The following is a 20,482-nucleotide window of genomic DNA, read 5'->3' as shown; positions in this document are numbered from 1 at the left end:
GCCCCTCTATTTCTTTGCAGAAGTTGCAGGTGCATCCGCTACAGGCGAACTACCCTGAGGATTCCACTGAACCGCTTTCACCGGCGAGCCGGGACGCACTTTCTGGATACCGTTCACGATCACCTGGTCGCCCGCCTTCAAGCCTTCGAGAATAACAAAGTCGCTGCCCGCCATGCTTCCCGTCTTGACCGGTCGTACCGCAACCTTGCTTTCCTCATCCACTACCAGCACGGACTGGCCCTGCGTGCCGGTCATGACGGCACGCTGCGGTATCCTGATGCTGTCATCCGCATTGCCTTCCGGCAAACGGATGCTCGCAAACATGCCGGGCAGCAGCTCCTGTTTCGGATTGGGAAATTCGGCACGCAGGGTCACGCTACCTGTGCCCGGATCGACGGCAAGATTGGAAAACAATAGCCTGCCAGGCAGGGGATATATGCTGCCGTCTTCAAGCACAAGCTCTACCCGCGCACTACCAGCGCTTTTAAGCTTTCCTGATTTGAAGGCCTGTTGCAAATGCATCATATCCGAACCCGGCTGGGTGAAGTTTGCATAGATGGGATTGACTTGCTCGATGGTGGCCAGCAAGGTGGATTCACCGTGTCCCACCAGCGCACCTTCCGTCACTTGAGCGCGTCCTATACGTCCCGAGATGGGGGCCGGCACATGGGTATTCTCCATGTCCAGTTGCGCCTTGGACAGTGCAGCTTCGGCTTGTTTCAGCTTGGCCTCGGCCAGATCATAATCCTGCTGGCTGACGGCTTTTGCCGCGAGCAGCGGCTTGTAACGTTCAAGCGTCTGGCGCGCCACACTTTCATCCGACTTGGCAGAATCGTAGGCAGTCCTGTAATTGCGAGGATCGATCTGGAACAGCATATCGCCGGCCTTGACATCGCTGCCTTCAGTAAATTGGCGCTTTTCGATGATCCCATCCACTCGCGCACGTACTTGCGCGCTTCTATATGCTTCCAGACGCCCCGGAAGATCCTGGGTCAGCGTCACAGAACCCGGGGTGACAGTCACGACATCCACCTCCATCGGAGGGGGAGCTGCGGCGGCGGGTGCCTGCTGCCCGCCCCCGTCTTTGGACCCGCATGCAGCAAGTGCCAAGATAGCCGCACCAATGGCCAATGCATTGAGGATTTGAGTTCTTGTTTTCATCGAAAATCTCCGACCGGATTCATAAAATTCTTGATGGCTGGCGGAATAACACTGCGGCCAGCAGGATAATAGTTAGTAAGCTAACAATTAGCAGGATAACATATATTTATAAATTTACTATCCGGGCGCCGATATTAAGCGAGATGCGCGCATGGTTTACTCATGCATATTCCCCGCACCAGCAGTAGGTATTAGAGCCGTTATGCTTGGCCCGGTACATGGCTGCATCGGCTTTGCTCATGAGCGATTCCATCTCGCTGCCGTCGTCCGGATACATGGCGATGCCCAGACTGCCTGAGATATTTATTATGTTGCCATCGAGAAAGAATGGCTGATTCAGGGCTAGCAGTATCTTGCCTGCCAGATTCGTGACGTCGTTGCGCGTCATGACTTCGGAAAGCAGGATCGCGAATTCGTCCCCGCCGAACCTGGAAACCGTATCGACCTCCCGCACCTGCAATTTCAGTTTTTCCGCAACCGCTACCAGCAACTGATCCCCGATCTGGTGGCCCAATTTGTCGTTCACAGGCTTGAACTTGTCGAGGTCGATATAGATGACGGCAAACTTCTTGCCATTCCGCTTTGCTAGCGCCAGTTGTTGTTTGAAGCGGTCGCGAAACAACATGCGATTGGGCAGGTTGGTCAAAAAATCATGTTGCGCATGATGTGCCACGGTTTCCTGCTCAGCCCGGCTCTGCGTGATATCGGAAAAAATACCGATGCGGTTGGCAACTTTGCCGTGTTCATCCTTGAGGGTATAGATGGCGAGCTTTTCCAGATAAGCCACACCGTCCTTGCGGCGGTTCCATAACTCTCCTTCCCAATGCCCGACTTCAATCAATGCTTTCCACATGTCTGCAAAGAACTCGGAACTTTGCTTGCCTGATTTCAGGACACGCGGGTTTTGGCCCAGCACTTCATCGCGGGTGTATCCGGTCAGCATAGTAAAAGCCGGGTTGACGTCAACAATGTTGCCATTGGCATCCACGATCACAATGCCCTCATTACTGACCGCCGACACCTTGGCGTTCAACGCGATCTGGTGCATGGCCTTGCGCTGCAACGTGGAAAGGATCGCAAGTGCCATACCCGCCACAGCCAGCATCATGGCAAACATCCAGAAATTGGCCAGCCCGTAGCGGGCAAAATCATCGGAGAAATAACCTGTTTGCAGATAGGCTCCAGCAAGCACCTGTGACAGGAACAACAACTGGATCAACGCAGTATTTTTTCTTCCCGTGCGCAGGCCAGCCCAGACCAGCAGAGGAAAAACCCAGGTAAGACCAAGCTGCTGATCTCGCGGAATGCCCGGCAGATGCCAGCCGAGGAAGACGCTCTGTCCGATGACGATGGATGCCACCCAGAGGGCAGCCATTTCCCACGCTCTGCTGGACTTGAAGAATTTCGACTTTCTGTTGGCGAATACCAGGACGATGGGCGTGAAAAATGCGATGCCAAGCACATCAGCGCGCCACCATTGCCACATGACATCGGGCAGCATCTCCGAAGAGATCATGTTTGCTTTCAGCAGAGCCAAAGGAACAAGTATCGCGCTGATGGCAGAAGGGATCAGGCTACCCAGCAGGATCAGCAGTGCCAGGTCGCGCAGGCGATTGAGCGAAAGATCGACATTGCCAAAGCGCCGGAGCAAAAAGAATCCGGCGAATGTTTCCAGCGCGCTGCCCATTGAAAATCCCAGCGCGAAAATCGCTGGCGTATCGACAATTTCTGCAGTGAGAAAGGCTGCCACAAATACAGCAGGAAGAAATCGAACGCCGCCCAATAATAGGGCAGCAAGTGCAATCCCCCCAGGCGGCCAGAAAATCATGGCACTGCTGCTCACCGTGCCAAACACCAAGCCAATTTTGGCTGCGGCAAGATACGCAATGACCAAACCCAAGGATTGAATAATGTATGGCATTTTTTTCACGATTTCAACGCGCAAATCCCATACTCCACCCCATTTGCCATTTTTAGGAAAACGCCGACAAAATCAGCGGCTCCTTACTTGATTGGTAAACTTATATGCGGTTAGATTTCATAAGTCAATTCCAGAACACCTGTTCAATCGATAACAAATTCAACAAAATTCTCACAAGATAAGCCGACCCTATTGTGAAACATTACCACCGCCTTCATATTGATTCTAAAAGGTGATTCTCCGGCAGTGCAATGCCAACGAAGATGTATCAAAGCATAAAGCAAAAAGTTTATTGCACGGAGTCGGGATTTTTGCGTACTGTATACACTCTAATTTATGTTGATATCCGATTGAGTTCATACAGGACGCTCCAAACAACCAAAAGGAGAAGTACAAAATGAAGAAACTAATCATATTGCTGGTGTTGGCTTCGTTGGCAGGTTGCGCGGGACTAGAGCATCAGCAGACTTTTCAGCAATCTTCGCCTACAAAATATCCTGCAACGACGAATGTCATGGTCTTTGAATACCGCAATGTCGATATTCATAATATTTACGAGCTGCTTTTCAGCGACTTTCTGATCATCGGCAAATCAGGATTTACCGGTTCGTACGAAGATCCCAGGGCGTCCATTGAGTTTGCCAAATCGATCGGCACGGATGTGTTTGTGGCCACTTCGCAATTCAAAGGGACTCGAACATCCTTTGTGCCCATGAGTACCCCCACCTCGGATACGTCTTACATCAGCGGTTACAACGGAGGCACCCCTTTCTACGGCACCACTAACAGTTACGGGACAACGACGACCATGATCCCCGTGAACTATGATCGCTATGAGCAGAACGGTCTTTATCTGAAAAACGTCAACCATGTTCCGCCCCTGTGGGAAAAGAAAAGTTCAGACTACAAAGAGACGTCTTCCAGTCCGATGTCCGGTATCTGGTACAACGAAAACTATGATTTGAAAATGTACAAATCAGGCGCCCATATGGTTGCATTCTTCAGCAGCGCGCCCAAGGGCAAGGAAAAAGGACAGATGGACGATATCAAGATGCTCTTCAATCCCGAGACGGGCGCCGGCATCTACATGATGGCAGACAGAACTCCGCAACCCGCGCAGATTAAAATAAATAAATTCGGGAATCTGCAGGTGGATATTGCATCGCAAAATGAATCTTATTCATTTGCCCGAAGATAAATCCCGGGTGGGCAAAGGGGAATTTACAATAATAATTACCCTGTGCCCGCGCTTCCGGCGGCTTAAATATTCCTGCTTTTCTTGATCATGTCGTAGGCGACCTGAATTTCCTTTGCCTGCTCGGTTGCCATCGCGATCATGTCTTCCGGCAGGCCCTGCCCCATCAATTTGTCCGGGTGATATTGACTCATCAGCTTGCGATAAGCGCGTTTGATTTCAGCATCAGTACTTTCTTTGTTCACCCCCAGGGCCTTGTAGGCATCGTCCAGCGCTGCGGCAGTAGTGACCTGTCCACCGGCAAAATGGCCCTGGTTCAGCACCATATCCATCATCTGCTTGAAGGTGTCACGTCCGTAGCCCAGACGTCCAGCGATATCGATCAGCAGCGCCTCTTCCGCCGGATGGACATGCCCGTCCGCCAGAGCCATCACAATGAGATACACCAGTAGCACATCTTTCAGGTTCTTCGTGTGCCCGCACACACTCATGAATCTGGCATAAGTCGGCGCGATATCGAATGCAGGATCGGCTCCCTGCTTGAACAAGGCTATCGCCCGCAACCGATGCTCCGCAGTCATGCCCAGTTTTCGCATGAATTGCTCGACATGGTCGATCTCATCCTGGGACACATGCCCGTCAGCCTTGGCCAGCTTTCCCATCGAGATGAACACCGTCTCCAGGAACACTGCCTGACGCAGCGCATTCTGCAACGGATTCATGCCGCCGGAGCCATAGGCACGCACGCGATCAATGAATGACCCGATGAAGAAGCCGAACAAAGCACCCCAAAACCCGGAAAGGATAGAACCCGCGATGACACCGATCAGCTTGAACAAGACGACTCCAGAAAAAGAAATTATGCGAAATTGCGAAATATGGCCGCAAACAAAGGGGTGCATTATACCTGCGGACAAACAGGCCGCGACACCGCTCCCGGGTTGCCCGCAGCACAAGCATGGACGCCGATCTCTACATTTTTTGTTTGATTGCCAATACCGCCTGATTGCGCAGGGTCCGCAACAGTGACAACTGGCGTTCGGAAAGTTTCAGGCTATTGGCTTGCTGCATGTCCGCATAAAACAGGCCTATGGTTTTCTTGTTGATGACGACAGGCAACAGGATAAAGCTCTGCGCATCGAGCAATTCCCGATACCAGCCCGGGATCTTGTTTGCGATGCTGTCTGCCCTCAGGTCCTCAATGACAATGTCCACGCCCTTCTCGATTGCAAGGTGGAACACATCCGATTCGAATGCCAGGTTGAACCGGAAACGCGGAATGACATCATCTACCCCTTCTCCAAGCCCCATGCGCGCCACCATGGCATTGAGCTTGTTATCGCGGATGCAAATGATCGCCCGTTTGAATCCGAGGCCTCGATAGATAGTCTCCAGCACCATCAGCAACACATCGTTGAGTTTAAAATCCTCCACCAGCGAATTGGTCACATCCTGGATGCCGGCCCCCATGACGGTCTCGGGATCGGGCCTGACCGATGCCATATCCTTCGAACCTGTATCCAGAACCGATTCGATGCCATGCACACCGCTCATCCCTTCGGCAGACTCCCTGTTTGCGACAGTCTGCTGCTCGACAGGCAGCCCGCTCCATTGATGCACCTTTTTTACCAGCGGACTGCGCGCCGTATTAATCTCCAGCGTCATCGCCCGCCGCGACAGTTCCTTCAGCCCGCTTTCCAGCGCTTCATTCAGCTTGCGCTCGGAAATATCGAGGGCATCCTGATAGCGCAAGCGGAGCCTGTTCAATGCAAGGGATTTCTCCTGGGTCGCGGTCGTTGCAGCGATCATGCACAATTCGTTCGCCATATTCACCGTGGCTTTCATGTGCTCTGCCTCGGTCCTGGGTTTCTTCACCGGTTCGCTTTGCGGCAGTTTCTCCATGCCGTCAAGCAGCCGCTTCGGGAAGCTCCAGCTACTGGCAACTCCTGTTCCGATCTCGTTACAGGTCAGCCCCAGCACCTTGATCGCAGACTGGTCTTCCGTCAGTCCCTGCTCGATGAGCCTCGCGATCTCCTGGCTTTCTTCAAAGAAATAGTAGGTCACCAGCATCCGCCCGAGATTCTGGAACATTGCACAAATCATCAGCTCCTCGGCATCGCGGATATTGCGCCCCACGGCCAGCTGCGTCGCCACTACACCGGCAAAGAATGCGGCGATCACCTCGTCCTTGAGCTGATGTGCCAGCGATTTGTTTTGCATGAATTCGAGCATGATCAGCGACATTGCGATGTTGCGCACCGTCTCGAAGCCCATGATCACAACGGCCTTGGAAATCGTGCTGATGTTGCCGCCGAACTGGCCATACGAAACCGTGTTGACCAAGCGCAACAATTTGTTGGTCAGCGCGAAGTCCTGCAGGATCACGCGCGCCAGCTTGTTCGCGCTATCCGACTCCGAAGCCACGATCCGGTTGATCTCGGTGATGATGCTGGACAGCGCGGGAAAATCGCTCTTGTTGCGCATGCGGCGCAACAGGAAATCCAGCGTGCTGTGGCTATCGTTGGCAGCGGCCTCGCCGTTCCCGCCCAGATATTCCTTCAGTGCGGCACGCATGCCAGCCGCATCCGGATAGCGGTCTTCCTTGCGCTTCCCGACCGACTTCAGAATGATGGCTTCCAATTGCCCACCCACTTCGGCATTGTGGGCCGAAGGAGCGACCACAGGCTCGTGTGCGACGCGGTTCAGCACCTGCATCACATTCTCGCCCTTGAAGGCGGCGACCCCTGTGACCATCTCATACAGCACGATGCCGAGCGAATACAGATCCGAGCCGGCATCCACCCCTGCATTGCTGATGCTCTCCGGTGCCATATATTGCGGAGTGCCGACCACCTCCTGGTCAACCTCACTCTGCGCTTGGATCAGCCGGGCGATGCCGAAGTCCATCAGCATCGGCTGGCCCCGGTGTCCGATCATGATGTTGGCAGGTTTGATATCGAGGTGCATCACGCCTTGCTGATGGGCATATTCGAGTGCATCCAGCAAATGGCAGGCAATTTCCGCGGACTTCACCGGGGGCAATGCGCCTTCCTCCAGCATCTTCGCCAGCGTACCGCCTTCAACATAGGAGCAGACCAGATAGGTTTCTCCCTCATGTTCACCGGCATCGTACAAGGGCACAATGTTGGCATGCTGCAATTTGCTGACGATGCGTGCCTCGCGCAGCAATCTTTCAGTCCGGGTCGAACCGGGACGCAGTGTCTTGATAGCCACCTGGCGCTCCAACTGCGGATCATGGGCGAGATAGACCGCCCCTTGTGCTCCCCTGCCCAGTTCGCGAATGATCGTGAAACGACCTATTTTTTTTGCTGCCATTTGAAATACCCTCCACCGGCAAGCATGATAGCAGCTTCGGGACTGGCTACTGACGAGTGCCAGGGCGCGTGGTATATCCGCAGCCTTGAATGGACATCCGCGTTTCGCACCTGCCTTGTGTACTTGGGCGCCATCGAATTGGCGTGGCCAGTCCCCGCTACAGTTAAGCGGTAAAGCAGGAACACTAGACCAAAGGATGCGTCCATCACTATGCAATACAAGGAAGCTTCCTTGAGTACGGGTATCCGACCGTTACTCCGGCACATTTAAACCTGTTGAAGTTCAGGAATGAGTTACATCCTGATTTGTGGAATTTTTGCGATGGCAATCTGCAATAGTTAGAAATCCACGATTCGAATTCTGGCTTCCTGTGGGAAGTTGATTATCCGCATGAAGGCCCATGTGATTTCCATGAAGCCAAACCAACTGGGTGCAAACAGATGGTTACACCACGCACTGCCGCAAAATAACATCGCAATGAAAAGCAGATACCGGGCTGCTTATTTGCCTATGATGTACGAAAGCAGGCCGCGCCGTGCTGGCCGCTGATTTTCGATGTTTCCATTCGATCGAATGAAAACTTCTGCATATTCATTCGCCAAGGTATATCTGATTGCTTTGGGAACCAATAGCGCCAAATCTTTACCGATACTCCTGGAGTATCGGTGTACGCAATTGTCGATCATAAAAAGGAAAAGTTGTTCGGCTCGCTCGCGGTTGAACCTTGAACGCAGAATATCTTCTTTCAGCAACTGCGTCACCCGCTCATGGTCCCGCTTGAATTGAGGTGTATCAAGGATGGTCGTGAAAATCAGACGGTCTTCATCTTCCTGTTTCATTGAGATCAATCCTTGCAGTTAAGTCGCAATTTATGCCGGGGCATTACCCTCATGTTTGATCGCTCAATACTGGCAAAACCGATTGTTGAACTGATATCCCAATACTAAGTTAGAGGTTGGCATCTGAACAGCAGAAAGAAGATATAGGCAGGTATATAGACCTGCATAGACCATCGGGATTGTTGGCGCCAGTGATTAACCCGGATTTGCCATTGGCGCATGGCAACACCAAGTTCGAGAGGACTTCCACCTCCAGGATCGCCCATGCCTGGCGCACCAACAGGCGACCATCCGTCCGACTTTTTTATGGTTTACCAGACTGTCTCAGGTCTTGCATGGACAATCGCGACATCACGCCTACCCGATCGTCGCAGGGTCAAACCTTGAAGTAAGCCATATCTTCCTTGAGTTTTCCGGCCAGCACATTCAACTGATCCGCTGCCGCCGCGTTGCTTTGGGTGGCGGCATTGGTCTGCTCGGTCATGGTGGCGATGCTCTCGACATGGCCTGCGATCTCGTTGGCCGTGACCGCCTGTGCCTTGGTGGCATTCGCCACCTCCCGCGCCTTGGACAGCGAATCGGTCGCCTGACGCTGGATGTCGTCGAGCAAGCCGGTCGCCTGCAGCGCCAGCTCCTGCCCCTGTTTGACCAGCGGCGTTGCACTTTCCATCGCAACCACCGTCTGCTGGGTATCCGTCCGGATGGCGTCGACCATCTTGGAGATTTCGGCAGTCGCCTGTGAAGTCCGCTCCGCCAGTTTCCTGACTTCGTCCGCAACCACCGCAAATCCCCGGCCTTGTTCGCCTGCCCGCGCCGCTTCGATGGCGGCATTCAAGGCCAGCAGGTTGGTCTGGTCCGCGATCTCCTTGATGACCTGGGTGATCTTCCCAATCTCCTGCGAGCGGTCAACCAGGGACTGGATACGCCCAGTGGAGTCATGAACGGAGGCTGCGATATGCTCGATCTTGTCCGCGGCCTGGCGCACGACATCGCCGCCCCTGCCGGCCAGATCGGCCGTCTCGCGCGAATTCGCTTCCGTCGTCAGGGCAATCTCCGACACTTCGTTGATGCTGACGGTGAGCTCTTCAATTGCCGCAGCCGTGGCTGCACTGGATTCGGCCTGGTTGCGCGTGGCCAGACTGATCTCGTTGGCGGCCACCGACAATTCTTTGGATTCTTTGGCCAGCACCTCGGTGCTGGCGAGTATGCTGCGCACAATACCGGCCAGCCTGTCCTGCATCGTCCCCAGGGTTGCCAGCAGGTTGCCCGGCTGGTCGCTGGAAGAGACGATGCGCCGCGTCAGGTCGCCACTGGCGAATCCTTCTGCCTGCTCCGCGGCCACGGCGGGTTCCCCGCCGATCTGGCGTTGCACACTGCGGTTGATCGTCCAGCCCAACGTGCCAAGGATGACTGCGATCACTCCAAAGAACAGGATAGACTTCAGCGCCGCCTGCCTGAACTCTTCATCCACATCCTCAATGTACACTCCCGTCGCCAACCACCAGCCCCAGGGCTGGAACACTTTGGCGTAAGCCACCTTCGGGATCGGATCATTCGAACCCGGCTTGGGGAACATGTAGTCCATGTAGGCACTGTCACTCTTCTTGAGCAGCTCTACCCATTCCTTGATGTAGTACTTCCCTGTTGGATCCTTGGCATCTATCCTGCTCTGCCCCTCAAGTTCGGGCTTCGCGGCAAGCATGACATTGAAGCCATTCATATCGTAAATGAACAAGTAGTCTGAGCCGTTGTGGTATCGGCTCTTGCGCAAATTATCCTTGGCGAGGCGCTGTGCTTCCTCCTCCGTGAGCTTGCCCGCCTTGAACAGATCATATTGTTGCTGGATGACCCCCATGCCGGCTTCCACGAGTGCCTGGAGTGCCTGCTTCTTTTCTTCCATGATGTGCGAGCGCAAATTGAACACTGAATACCCGCCAAGCAGCAGGAGCCCCAGCAACATGCTGCCGAGCAAAATGTAAAGTCGCGCCTTGAGTGTGAGACCGCTCTTGTGATTCATGACTATTCCTTATTCATTTTCAAAAACGAAACATTCCATGTTTCGCAAAAAAACTGATGCCGCATCCAGGACTGCAATGCGACGCACTACCTGAATTGACGTATCCATATCAAAGTCCCACTTGATCATTTTGACCGTGAGATCATCATGCAATGCAGGTACATAACGGCACAAATGGCAACTTCTTGAGCACAAATGAATTTATGCAATGTTGCTCCATCACCTCTCTCTGGTTATCATCCGGCGAATTCAAAAAACAGAATAAAAAAAATCCCATCTCCGCGCATGGATCGACTGCCTGCATCAGTCAGCCCGCACTATTTCCACGCAGCAAACAATCAGGAAAATTTATGGCAATCAAGGCAACCATCTTCAAAGCCAATCTGCAAATAGCGGATATGGAGCGTCACTATTATCAGGATCACGCGCTAACCTTGGCTAGACATCCTTCGGAAACCGATGAACGACTTATGGTCCGTTTGCTGGCCTTTGCTCTGCACGCACATGAATATCTGGAGTTCGGCCAAGGCATGACAGCCGATGATGAGGCGGACTTGTGGCTAAAGGATTTGACCGGTGCGATTGAGTTATGGATCGACGTGGGACTGCCCGATGAGAAGCTGATTCGCAAAGCCTGCGGACGCTCCAACCAGGTAATCGTTTACACGTATGGAGGACGCATCGCCGATATGTGGTTTGCGCAGAATAGCAACCAGTTTGAACGACTCAAGAATCTCACCGTGATCAATCTGCCAGTAGAAACTACGCGCGCCATCGCCAAACTCGCGCAGCGCACGATGCAATTGCAATGCACGATTCAGGACGGGCAAGTATGGCTGAGCGACGGGAATGAAAGCGTAGAGGTGGAGAGGGTAGTTTTGAAAGCGCCTGCAACCGCATGAAATGTAGTAGTCCAGACTTGATCTGGACGATGCCTGCCAGATGAAGTCTGAGCTACTGCTGCCCCGAATATCCGGATATCGACCGTTCAATGGGTCCGCTTATTCCTTCGGCCAGTAATCAGTTGCTATCCCTTCGCCCAGATCGGCCTCGATCAGACGGCGGCGCACCTCAAGCAAGCGTCCGATAAGGGCGGGTTCATGCAGTGAATAAGCCTCTGCATCGGGAATGCGATTCACCACGACGCCGAGCAACTCGGTGATCGCATTGCCGATGGAGTTCTGGCTGATGGTGACGATCAGCTTGCCAGCGTCGTTGCGATAGATCAGCTGCTTGAAGGCGGGTTGCCAGCGTATGGCATTGGCATATTTCGCATCCACAATACAAAGGTCGCGCACTTTCTTCGCCGTCTTCATGAAATCATTGTTGAACAGCAGCACGCTTTCGACTTCCTCCGGAAAATACACATCGGTCAGCATGGAGGCATTGCGCGTGGAAACCTGCGAGAAGAAGGTGCGGTAGAAATCGATGAAGCCTTTCAGCACCTCGTCGTATTCTTTCCAGAAATGCACGTCTCCGAGTGCTGCTGCCCCGCCCTGTATCTCCCAGCTGGGTAAACCCTGCGGATATCCGGTCAGCCCGATACGGGCATCGGATTCACTGGCGGGCTTGAGGATTTTCAGGCTCAGCGCCCTGTCGAAAAATTCGCGATACACATCGCGCATGTAAGCTTGAAACAGGCTGTGCTGCCCGCCGTCGGTCAGGTTGGGATTGTCCGCATCGGCCGGTTTGGCCTTGCGCAGTGTATCTTTGGAGAAAACGACAAAGTGGTTGTGCAGCATGCGGATACTCGGTACGCCGGGAGAAGTCAGCGGCCACGTCGCGTCCAGACTCGCTTCACCCGCCAGGATCAGTGCCTCGTCCGGGTCGGGATATTGTTCCAGCATGTAATCGATGATGATCTGATTCATCCGGTTCCAGACATGCTTCACATTCTCCGCAACCTGGGTGCGCCGCACAGGGCGACCCAGCGGATTCAGTATCGTTTTGGAAGTGTTGTAGATGATAGAACAATCGAACTCTGTGCTGTGCCCGAGCGCCTTGCGATACAGCAACAGGTTTTCGGAGTTCACCAGCAAACCGTTGTTGTTCGCCAGATCGTTCAGGTTTTCGGTGCTGTTGAAAAACTCGTTGTGCTTCATGCCCTCCGGAATTGCCAGAGGGATAGACCGGAAAGGGGTGACGATTTCACGCGGGCCGGACTGCATCATGTCATTCCTTGAAATGGATATGAGGCTTCAACTGCAAGCAACCCCGGAGGGTCGCCCTTATCATATCATCAGGTGCTGACTCGGCAAGTACGGAAGAGCAAACCCGCCCCGGCTAATGAGCAGTGGCTGTCTCGATCAGTTTCTGCAGCTCACCCTGCTCATACAGTCCCACCATGATGTCGGAACCGCCAATCAATTCGCCATTGATGTAAAGCTGGGGGAAAGTCGGAAAATCGGCATAGAACCTCAGGTTGTCGAATACCTCCTGGTCTGCCAGCACATTCACCGCGACATACCTGTCCACCCCGCAAGCCTTGAGCACCTGTGCCGCGCGCCCGGAGAACCCGCATTGAGGGAACTGCGGCGTACCCTTCATATAAAGCACGATGGGGTTTTCGGTAACGGTTTTCCTGATCTTTTCCAGTGCGATTGTTTTTTCATCCATGTTCTTCTCCTAAAATAATTAGGCCTGATTGGCCCACTGCTCCGGTGTCAGGGTCTTCATCGACAGGGCGTGTATCGGCCCCATCCTGTCTCCCAAAACTTTGTAGACAAGCTGATGCTGTTTCAGCATCCCCAAGCCTGCAAATTCCTTGCTCACGATCACAGCCTCGAAATGACGGCCATCGCCGTCAACATGGATGTGTTCGCAGTCCAGCCCCTGCTGGATGTAATTCTTGACCATTTCCGGTGTCACTTTCATCTTGTTCCTCGATTCTTTGGTAACGCGTTCTTCATTTGGTTTCGTGCAGTCACAAAATCGCATCCGCCTTGCGCAAACGGTCGGCGATCACTCTCATGACATGCAAGGCGAAATTCGGGGTCTGTTGTATCAGGAAATTGAAACGATTACGCTCGATGGGCAGAAACCTGCAATCCGTCTTTGCGATCACCGTTGCCGTGCGAGTCGCGTCATCGATCATCGCCATCTCGCCCACGATGGCACCTGCTTCCGCAGTTTCCACCAGCTTGTCGCGCACGAAGATCATGGCCGTGCCCGACATGAGTATATACATCAAATGCCCCTTCTCTCCTTCATTGAACAAAGTCTGTCCCGCATACAGCGATTCCAAATCGGTCTCATGACGAAACAACTCGGCCAGATTCATTCCACAGTCCCCGGGATTTTTTCAATGGCGTGATTCTAGTTTGGAAATCGCAGTCATGCACATGTCACTGCGATTTTAATTCAATACGCTCCACTACATAACCATGCTTAGACATCAACATAGGCAACCCTGTCGCACCGAACATATGCAAGCTGCCGACTGCGGCAAATACCCTTTTGCCGCCCATGTGTAACGCATCGATGCGATCCGCCAGTTTGGGATTGCGGTCATCCAGAATGCGCTTCATCAATTCGCGTTCATTTTCGGTATTCATGCAATCGCACCACTCGCTGTAGTGTTCCATTTCCGGATAATCCGCAGCGGCCCACACACGTGACAAACGCTTGAGCAGTTTGCGCTCGCGCCCCGTTTCCAATTCGTCCAGACTTTCCCGAACGAAAGTGACGGTTTCCTGCTCATCCTGCATTTGCAATAGTTGCAGTTGCGATTCGGGCGTCTCCAGCGACACCACCTCTTTCTTCGCACCGTGCCCTATCCCCGCCAGAATGGCATCGATCGCGTACGATGCGTCGAGCCCGTCCCAGCGGCCCACCATCAGAGTCAGGGTTGCAATTTGAAACTCGGGTGTCAACCTGGCAAGCGCATCGTAGGGAATGCACACAGCCTCGGCCTGTTCCCGCAAGCGCTTTTCCAGTTGCGCAGGCAACGCCATTACGCGTTGCGTCGCCATACCCTTGTTCACACGATTGCGGATATCCGGATCCAGAAAATCGAGCTCAAGTGCCAGCGTATCGGTTGCGCGCAAAGCCTTTGCCACATGGGGTCCGGGAAACGTCCAGTCGAACTTGCCGACATGCATGGTGCCGTAGAGATATGAGGTGCGCCCGTCCTTGCTGATGCGCCACAAAAAACCGTGGTCGCGAGCATTGTGCATGGCGGCCCGGACCATTTCGGGAGTAGGTTGCTCAACTGCAGGCGGGCAAGTCGCCGCCTCGACGCAAGCAGGATTTGCGATCCCAACCAATGCCGCGAAAATAACCAAACGAATTGACTCAGACAAAGTCACTGCAGGTTCCCGGCAAAATGGTCTCGGCAAAAAGGATGATGTTTTCTTTTCATGCCTGCTCCTGTCAATTTAAATGCGGCACTGCACACTTTAGCTGAAGCAGACCACCTGATTGCGCCCACCCTTTTTGGCGGAATAAAGCGCAACATCGGCTTCAGCCAGAATATCTTTCAGTTCCCGTTCGGCATTGGCGGCGGAAAGAGCGACTCCGATACTCACCGTGACAGAAATCTTCCCGCTCGCGGTTGTCATCTCTGCGGATTCAAGGGCGGCCCGCAGGGATTCTGCCAATGTCAGCGCGCCGTCAGCATCGGTATCCGGAGCCACCACGCAAAACTCCTCGCCACCATAGCGGCCCAGCAAGTCACCGCCGCGCAAACGCTTCGACAGCAGACGGGAGATCTGGCGCAGCGCCTCATCCCCCGCCGGATGACCGCGGGTATCGTTGATACGTTTGAAGTGGTCGACATCAATCATCAGCAAAGCCATGGACCGGCCACTACGTTGAGCCAGCGCCCGCTCGGCATAGTCCATCAGGGCACGCCGGTTGGGCACCCCGGTAAGGCTGTCGGTCATCGCCAAATGCAAGACTTCCCGATCCGTGCGCTCCTTCACCATCAGCAGAAAACCGATCGAGCCAAGCAGCGAGGAACCCATCAGGGCCACAAAGGAAACAATCTGGATCCAGTGTGGTGCATCGTTGGCACCGGGCTGCGCCAAAATGACCTGGCCGGACATCGCGACAATGGCACGCAGCAACAGCACCACTATGACGACTGCGATCCCGCTGATCAGCAGCTTCCAGGCACGACCGGTATGTGATTCCTGAGCGGTCAGCAGGGTATGGGCAAACAGCAACAGCTGGAAGATATAGACCATGCCGCCCCAAATGAAGCGCGCATGTATGTCATTGATCAGGATCGCTGAGACCAGCAGTGTCAGAGCGATGGGCACAAAATACTTCCAGCGCTGAACCGTTCGCTGCTGAAACTCACCGACAGCCGCCAGCATCAGGGCATAACTGCCGGACAGAAAACCATTGGCGACAACAATAGAGAATGCGTCCGGGATACCTCCCCGTGCAGCGATCAAAATCCAGGTCAGTGTTTGCAGCAGTATTGCGACCGCCCATTTGGCGATGCCATCCTGTTTCTCATCTTCATCCTTGCTCGAAGCTGCAACGAACAGACTCACCACCATAAAGGCATTGGTCAAAATCAGCGAAAACAACAGTGTGCGTGCGTCCAGATTCATGGTGTCAAATAATATTCATCTTTGAAACTGCGGAGGAAATCGAGACAGCTTCGAATAGCCACTCCGCATATTATTTTCTGCTCAAAGCCGGTAACTGCATTTCTAAAGTGAGCGGCAAACCCACTGCGCGCCTTCCCATCCGCAAGAAGAAGAGTCTGATTGGGTTTTCGGCATTACGCTGTCTTTTTCCTGCGGCATGTTTTCCGGACGTTTATAGTCGGCAGATACGGCGCGCGTGATCTCGCCCCGGTATTTCGTATCGATCTCAAGGCGCTTTACCGCTAACTGGCCATAGCTGAGATTGCCCCGTGAGAACTCAGACAACAGCGATTGCTGTTCGCGATCCGTCGCTGCAGACCACTTGGCTATGCTTGCCGGTTCGTAGGTATAGCTTTCGGCTTTGAGCTTGTAGCAAGGTTCGAGTTCGGCCACCCATTTCCTGATGGCAATTTTTTCTTCCGCAGTGGGCATATCCTTGATACCCGACAATTCAAAGTACACATCCCGGTCATAAGTACTGCCTAACGTGACCTTGTTCGCGATGCTTTGGAGTTCCCTGTCGTTTTTGACATCCGACAAACATTGGCGAGTCTCTTGCTTGAGCGCCTCCCAGGGAGTTTTTGACTGCTCGACAGAGGAATTCGCGCAGCCCGACAAAAACAGTAACCCAGCCAGGAAATGTAATTTATTCATTCCATTCCTCGTTTCATCCATGCAGAAACCTCCCGACCAAGCCCGTCTCGAAGCCGTTCCGGGCACATCCGCAGAATTTCACCGATGCATTGAATTGAGCTGTTTTGCAATCACGTCGTGGTTCAGCCACAGCACGGGCGCGGCCGGATTGGATGACTCATGGAACATCAACGGGCCGGTACCTTCCAGCACCAGGGAACTCAGCACATCGGTCACCAACGCATCGCGGCTCTTGTGCATCTTCGTGATCTCGTCCGACGTGCCTATCATCACCTCGGCCAGTTCGGCCGAGTTCGGCATGGGCCAGGCCTCGAAGTTGCGGAATCCTTTCATCACATCGCTGGCATTGTAGGCATCGATCTTCTGCAACAAGCTTTCCAGCGTATGTCCTTCCTGCAGCACATCGCGACAGGCTTGCCATTGCGCTTCAGCCCAGGCGCCGCCGTTTTCCTTCTTCAATGCCTTGAGCAACGGGAACAGCGAGAGCTCCACGCCCACAAAAATATCGGAAGAGTTGGTGCGTATCTCCGGGCAGTTGTAGACCGTGGCCTTGACGCCCTGCTTCCAGGCATCTTCGGCGATACGCTCGAGGCGCATCTTCGCCTTGCCCTGGGTATAGTTGGTGTAGGTCTGCCACTGGTACCGGTCATCGATGAGTATCTCGGTGCCGTGATAACCGTAGGCCGAGTAACGCACCTGGCCGCCTGCCTTTTCGAGACGCGCGCGGATCGCCGCGCTGCCTTCGATCAGATGCTGGAAAGTGTTCGCGGTGACCTCGTCGAAATTCATCATGATCAGCTTGCCCAGATCGCTGTCGAGCAGGGCGCCGGACGACAGGAAGCGTTCACCGCGGCCTTTATAGATGCGGTTGGCGATAGCCAGGAACACTTTCACCTTGGGGATGCCGCCCGCCATGGTATGGGCAAAGAAAGCATTGCTGCCGTCCGGGATCATGCCATCCAGCTCGGTCATCACCCTGGCCACGGAATCCTTGAAGCGCTTCACGCCCACCGCGCGGCATTTTTCAATATGTGCCCAGTCCAGCTTGTCATCCTGCCAGCTCTTGAGCGTCATATCGGCCAGCAGATCGGTCGGGGTAGGCTCACCCGCGGGGGCATCCAGATCGAAGCCCGCCATCAGCGGCACATTGATGATGCGCCCGCCCAGATTCGCTTCTGCGGTCGCCAGCTCCTCGGCAGTCAGCGCGCGCAGCGCATTGTTCTCATCGCGACGGCCCACGGTGACACCGACGATAGTCATGCCGGCCTTGCGCGCCTCGTTGATCAAACCATTGGCATAGCCGCGTCCGAACAGCTCGCCGAACAACACAAAGACATCGCCTTTGCGAAAGATGTTGGACTGGGGAACTTCGCGTAGAGAAATGGGTGCTTTCATAAAAAAATGGACTCCGGTTCAATGAATGTTACAAAACGACAGTATTCGGTTGGCTTTAGGCAAGTCCGCCATTGTACAGAAGGCTGGTGGGGGTATTCGTGAAACTGTTGCACTCCTGCCCCAGAAATTTTACTGCACTTGGCCTCGATACCAGACTTGCAGACAGGGATAACGCCCGGAATGGCCGATACAACGCTTCAAGGCAAGCCACTCCAGCCACCGTCAGGCTCCAGCACAATCGCCGTCGCCACACCGGTTCCGGCGATCTCCAGCTGCAGTTCGCAATACTCATTGATATCGCTTGCGGGGGTGGGATCGTCAGTGCAGCTGCATCCGCCGATCACGCCCTTGAAAAATATCCCTGCCGTGACGCAAATGACATCGCCCATCCCGGAAATACGGTTGATCACGACGGAGATCGGCGCGTCTGCCACATAGTTGCCGATGGACAAGCCCTGCTGCAACGGCAGTCGGCCCGCGCCCAATTGCACAAGCTCCTGCTTGAGCACCTCGGGAAAATCGGGAGTTCCCCAAGCTTTCAGCGCCTGGTCGAGACGAATCATGCAGCCATGATCAGGCATGGATTGCCCCATCGAAAATCCTATTCCGGTATGGAACTGCCATTGACTGCTCAGGCAGCTGTCGACAATTGCGGGTTATCTCACACATGATCAGGGCCGAATTTTCCGTCAGCGCATTGGGCACGGCGAAAAGAGCCATCGAAATGATCGCCATAAGCGCAGCCACATCGACATGAAATATCTTGCGCCGGAAAGAATGCGACTCTATCCCGTCGCATCCCCAGCGCGTCCATGTCCACAGGTTCTGCATCAAGGTATTCAGCATAAAGTGATTCGTAGCGATTATTCGGAACAGCCGCCCGATCTTGATGCGAGTGCCTGCAACACTGCCTTGAGCAACTGCCAGCAACGCCCGACGGATTCTATCTCAACGCATTCGCCGGGGGCGTGGGCGCCCTGGATGTCGGGGCCGAAGGAGATCATGTCCAGATACGGATGGCTGGCGGCGAGCAGGCCGCATTCCAGTCCGGCATGAATCACCTGCAGGCTGGCGGGCTGGCCAAATTGCGCGATATAGACCTGCTGGCACAACCCGAGCAGTTTTGACGACGGATTCGGCGTCCAACCCGGATACATACCGTCCTTCCAGGCACGCAGCGCATAACCGGCGGCATGTGCGATCAGCTTGTCGGCCAGCGCATCCGCCCGTCCGTCGTGCAGCGAGCGCACCTTGAAGGTGGCATGGAATGCGCCATGCGCCAGCCGCGCCACCCCCAGGTTGTCCGACGTGTCGACCACACCTGGGAAGTCGTCGCTCATGCGCGAAACGCCATTCGCGGCGATATCGAGAAAAGTCAGCAGGCGATCTCGTTCCGCATGATGAATGGCATTCCCCACAGGCATCTCATCCGCTCTGCACGAAAACGCCACATTCGCATCCGCCTCCGCAAACCGTTGCCGCCAGGCCTCATGCCGATGCACCACCCACTCATCGATATTCAGCGCTGCGGCAACAGGCAGCGCGCACACGGCAAAGGCTTCGCGCGGAATGGCATTGCGCGCCGTACCTCCATTCAGTTCGATCAGGCACAGGTCGGTATGTGCGGACAGGTCGCGCAGCGCTTCCGCCAGCAGCTTGATTGCATTGCCGCGCCCGAGATGGATGTCGATGCCGGAGTGTCCGCCGCGCAGCCCGGACACATCGAAGCGCAGAATCACAAAGTCTTGCGGCAACGCATGCATCTCGCAATCGTGGCGCAACTCCACATCCACGCCGCCCGCGCAGCCCAGATAGAAATGCCCCCATTCCTCGGTATCCAGATTGATCAGCGTATTGCCCTGCAACGTGCCGGCCGCCAGACCGCGCGCACCGTCCATGCCGGATTCCTCATTGACAGTGAGCAGCACCTCCAGCGGCGGATGTGCCAGACCGGGCTCTTCAAGCGCGGCCAGCGCCAACGCGACGCCGATGCCGTTGTCCGCGCCCAGCGTCGTGCCCTCCGCCACCACCCAGCCGTCGCGCACCTGCGGGTCGATCGGGTCGCGCTCGAAATCGTGCCGCGTTCCGGCATTGGCCTGGCACACCATATCGAGATGGCCTTGCATGATCACGCCGGGCATCGACTCGCATCCGGGGCTGGCCGGCTTCTGCAGGATCAGGTTGCCCGCCTCGTCAACGCGGGTGGCGATGTGGCGTGCCTGTGCCCATTCGATCAGACGTTCGCGCAACGCCGCCTCGTGCAGCGAGGATCGCGGGATCTCGCATAGCGTGGCGAAGTGCGCCCAGACTGACCGTGGATGCAGCCTCGCCAGAGTGTTGGTATTTGCCATGGATATAAACTCC

General features: G+C 54.7%; 19 protein-coding genes. 2 read left to right on the top strand and 17 right to left on the bottom strand.

Features of this window, described 5'->3' with window-relative positions; all coding sequences use genetic code 11:
* Positions 1-6: 6 nt before the first annotated feature.
* The gene (locus tag QOY30_RS05775) at positions 7-1,161 is read right to left on the bottom strand and encodes an efflux RND transporter periplasmic adaptor subunit (protein WP_283743682.1); all 1,155 of its coding nucleotides are present in this window, start codon (positions 1,159-1,161) and stop codon (positions 7-9) included.
* Positions 1,162-1,321: 160 nt separating this feature from the next.
* The gene (locus QOY30_RS05770) at positions 1,322-3,082 is read right to left on the bottom strand and encodes a diguanylate cyclase domain-containing protein (protein ID WP_283743681.1); all 1,761 of its coding nucleotides are present in this window, start codon (positions 3,080-3,082) and stop codon (positions 1,322-1,324) included.
* Positions 3,083-3,497: 415 nt separating this feature from the next.
* On the opposite strand from QOY30_RS05770, the gene QOY30_RS05765 reads away from it, so the two are divergent.
* Positions 3,498-4,280 (top strand): hypothetical protein, encoded by a 783-nt coding sequence (locus QOY30_RS05765; RefSeq protein WP_283743680.1) that lies wholly within the window; start codon positions 3,498-3,500, stop codon positions 4,278-4,280.
* Positions 4,281-4,342: 62 nt separating this feature from the next.
* Here the strand turns inward: QOY30_RS05765 and djlA are convergent, their stop codons facing one another.
* From djlA to QOY30_RS05745, 4 genes are all read right to left on the bottom strand, one after another.
* Positions 4,343-5,116, bottom strand: coding sequence for a co-chaperone DjlA (gene djlA, locus QOY30_RS05760; protein WP_349496680.1), 774 nt, complete (start codon positions 5,114-5,116; stop codon positions 4,343-4,345).
* 133 nt (positions 5,117-5,249) lie between these two features.
* On the bottom strand, positions 5,250-7,613 hold the full coding sequence (locus QOY30_RS05755) for a serine/threonine protein kinase (RefSeq protein ID WP_283743678.1): 2,364 nt from the start codon (positions 7,611-7,613) through the stop codon (positions 5,250-5,252).
* Positions 7,614-8,113: 500 nt separating this feature from the next.
* Positions 8,114-8,452 carry a hypothetical protein gene (locus tag QOY30_RS05750; protein WP_283743677.1) on the bottom strand — a complete coding sequence of 113 codons (339 nt, stop codon included), beginning with the start codon at positions 8,450-8,452 and terminating at the stop codon, positions 8,114-8,116.
* 376 nt (positions 8,453-8,828) lie between these two features.
* Positions 8,829-10,469, bottom strand: a complete 1,641-nt coding sequence (locus tag QOY30_RS05745; RefSeq protein WP_283743676.1) for a methyl-accepting chemotaxis protein — start codon at positions 10,467-10,469, stop codon at positions 8,829-8,831.
* Positions 10,470-10,819: 350 nt separating this feature from the next.
* Between QOY30_RS05745 and QOY30_RS05740 the strand changes: the two genes are divergently transcribed.
* The gene (locus QOY30_RS05740; protein ID WP_283746034.1) at positions 10,820-11,371 is read left to right on the top strand and encodes a YaeQ family protein; all 552 of its coding nucleotides are present in this window, start codon (positions 10,820-10,822) and stop codon (positions 11,369-11,371) included.
* A 99-nt stretch (positions 11,372-11,470) separates the two neighbouring features.
* Here the strand turns inward: QOY30_RS05740 and QOY30_RS05735 are convergent, their stop codons facing one another.
* The 11 genes from QOY30_RS05735 to QOY30_RS05685 all read right to left on the bottom strand — a co-directional run bounded on the left by QOY30_RS05735 (position 11,471) and on the right by QOY30_RS05685 (position 20,469).
* Complete coding sequence (locus QOY30_RS05735) at positions 11,471-12,640, bottom strand: hypothetical protein (RefSeq protein ID WP_283743675.1); 1,170 nt, start codon at positions 12,638-12,640, stop codon at positions 11,471-11,473.
* A gap of 112 nt (positions 12,641-12,752) precedes the next feature.
* A complete protein-coding gene (gene grxD, locus QOY30_RS05730) occupies positions 12,753-13,085 on the bottom strand; it encodes a Grx4 family monothiol glutaredoxin (RefSeq protein ID WP_283743674.1) in 333 nt (110 codons plus the stop codon).
* 18 nt (positions 13,086-13,103) lie between these two features.
* Positions 13,104-13,343 (bottom strand): BolA family protein, encoded by a 240-nt coding sequence (locus QOY30_RS05725; RefSeq protein ID WP_283743673.1) that lies wholly within the window; start codon positions 13,341-13,343, stop codon positions 13,104-13,106.
* A 49-nt stretch (positions 13,344-13,392) separates the two neighbouring features.
* Positions 13,393-13,749: a cyclic nucleotide-binding domain-containing protein gene (locus QOY30_RS05720; RefSeq protein ID WP_283743672.1), complete on the bottom strand. Its 357-nt coding sequence runs from the start codon at positions 13,747-13,749 to the stop codon at positions 13,393-13,395.
* Between the two features lie 64 nt (positions 13,750-13,813).
* Positions 13,814-14,770: a TraB/GumN family protein gene (locus QOY30_RS05715; protein ID WP_283743671.1), complete on the bottom strand. Its 957-nt coding sequence runs from the start codon at positions 14,768-14,770 to the stop codon at positions 13,814-13,816.
* A 96-nt stretch (positions 14,771-14,866) separates the two neighbouring features.
* On the bottom strand, positions 14,867-16,030 hold the full coding sequence (locus QOY30_RS05710; protein ID WP_283743670.1) for a GGDEF domain-containing protein: 1,164 nt from the start codon (positions 16,028-16,030) through the stop codon (positions 14,867-14,869).
* Positions 16,031-16,132: 102 nt separating this feature from the next.
* Entirely contained in the window at positions 16,133-16,744 is a 612-nt protein-coding gene (locus QOY30_RS05705; RefSeq protein WP_283743669.1) for a hypothetical protein, read from the bottom strand.
* Between the two features lie 57 nt (positions 16,745-16,801).
* Positions 16,802-18,118, bottom strand: coding sequence for an enoyl ACP reductase FabMG family protein (locus tag QOY30_RS05700; RefSeq protein ID WP_283743668.1), 1,317 nt, complete (start codon positions 18,116-18,118; stop codon positions 16,802-16,804).
* 197 nt (positions 18,119-18,315) lie between these two features.
* Positions 18,316-18,699, bottom strand: coding sequence for a hypothetical protein (locus QOY30_RS05695; RefSeq protein WP_283743667.1), 384 nt, complete (start codon positions 18,697-18,699; stop codon positions 18,316-18,318).
* Positions 18,692-18,964, bottom strand: a complete 273-nt coding sequence (locus tag QOY30_RS05690) for a hypothetical protein (RefSeq protein ID WP_283743666.1) — start codon at positions 18,962-18,964, stop codon at positions 18,692-18,694. The genes QOY30_RS05695 and QOY30_RS05690 overlap by 8 nt, the downstream gene beginning before the upstream one ends.
* Before the next feature lie 17 nt (positions 18,965-18,981).
* Positions 18,982-20,469, bottom strand: a complete 1,488-nt coding sequence (locus tag QOY30_RS05685; protein ID WP_283743665.1) for an aminoacyl-histidine dipeptidase — start codon at positions 20,467-20,469, stop codon at positions 18,982-18,984.
* Positions 20,470-20,482: the final 13 nt, after the last annotated feature.

It is taken from the genome of Sideroxydans sp. CL21 (genome assembly GCF_902459525.1).
In the GTDB taxonomy this organism is placed as follows: Bacteria; Pseudomonadota; Gammaproteobacteria; order Burkholderiales; family Gallionellaceae; genus Sideroxyarcus.
Note: the sequence above shows the minus strand (reverse complement) of the source record. Positions and strands in the feature narration are given on the sequence as shown.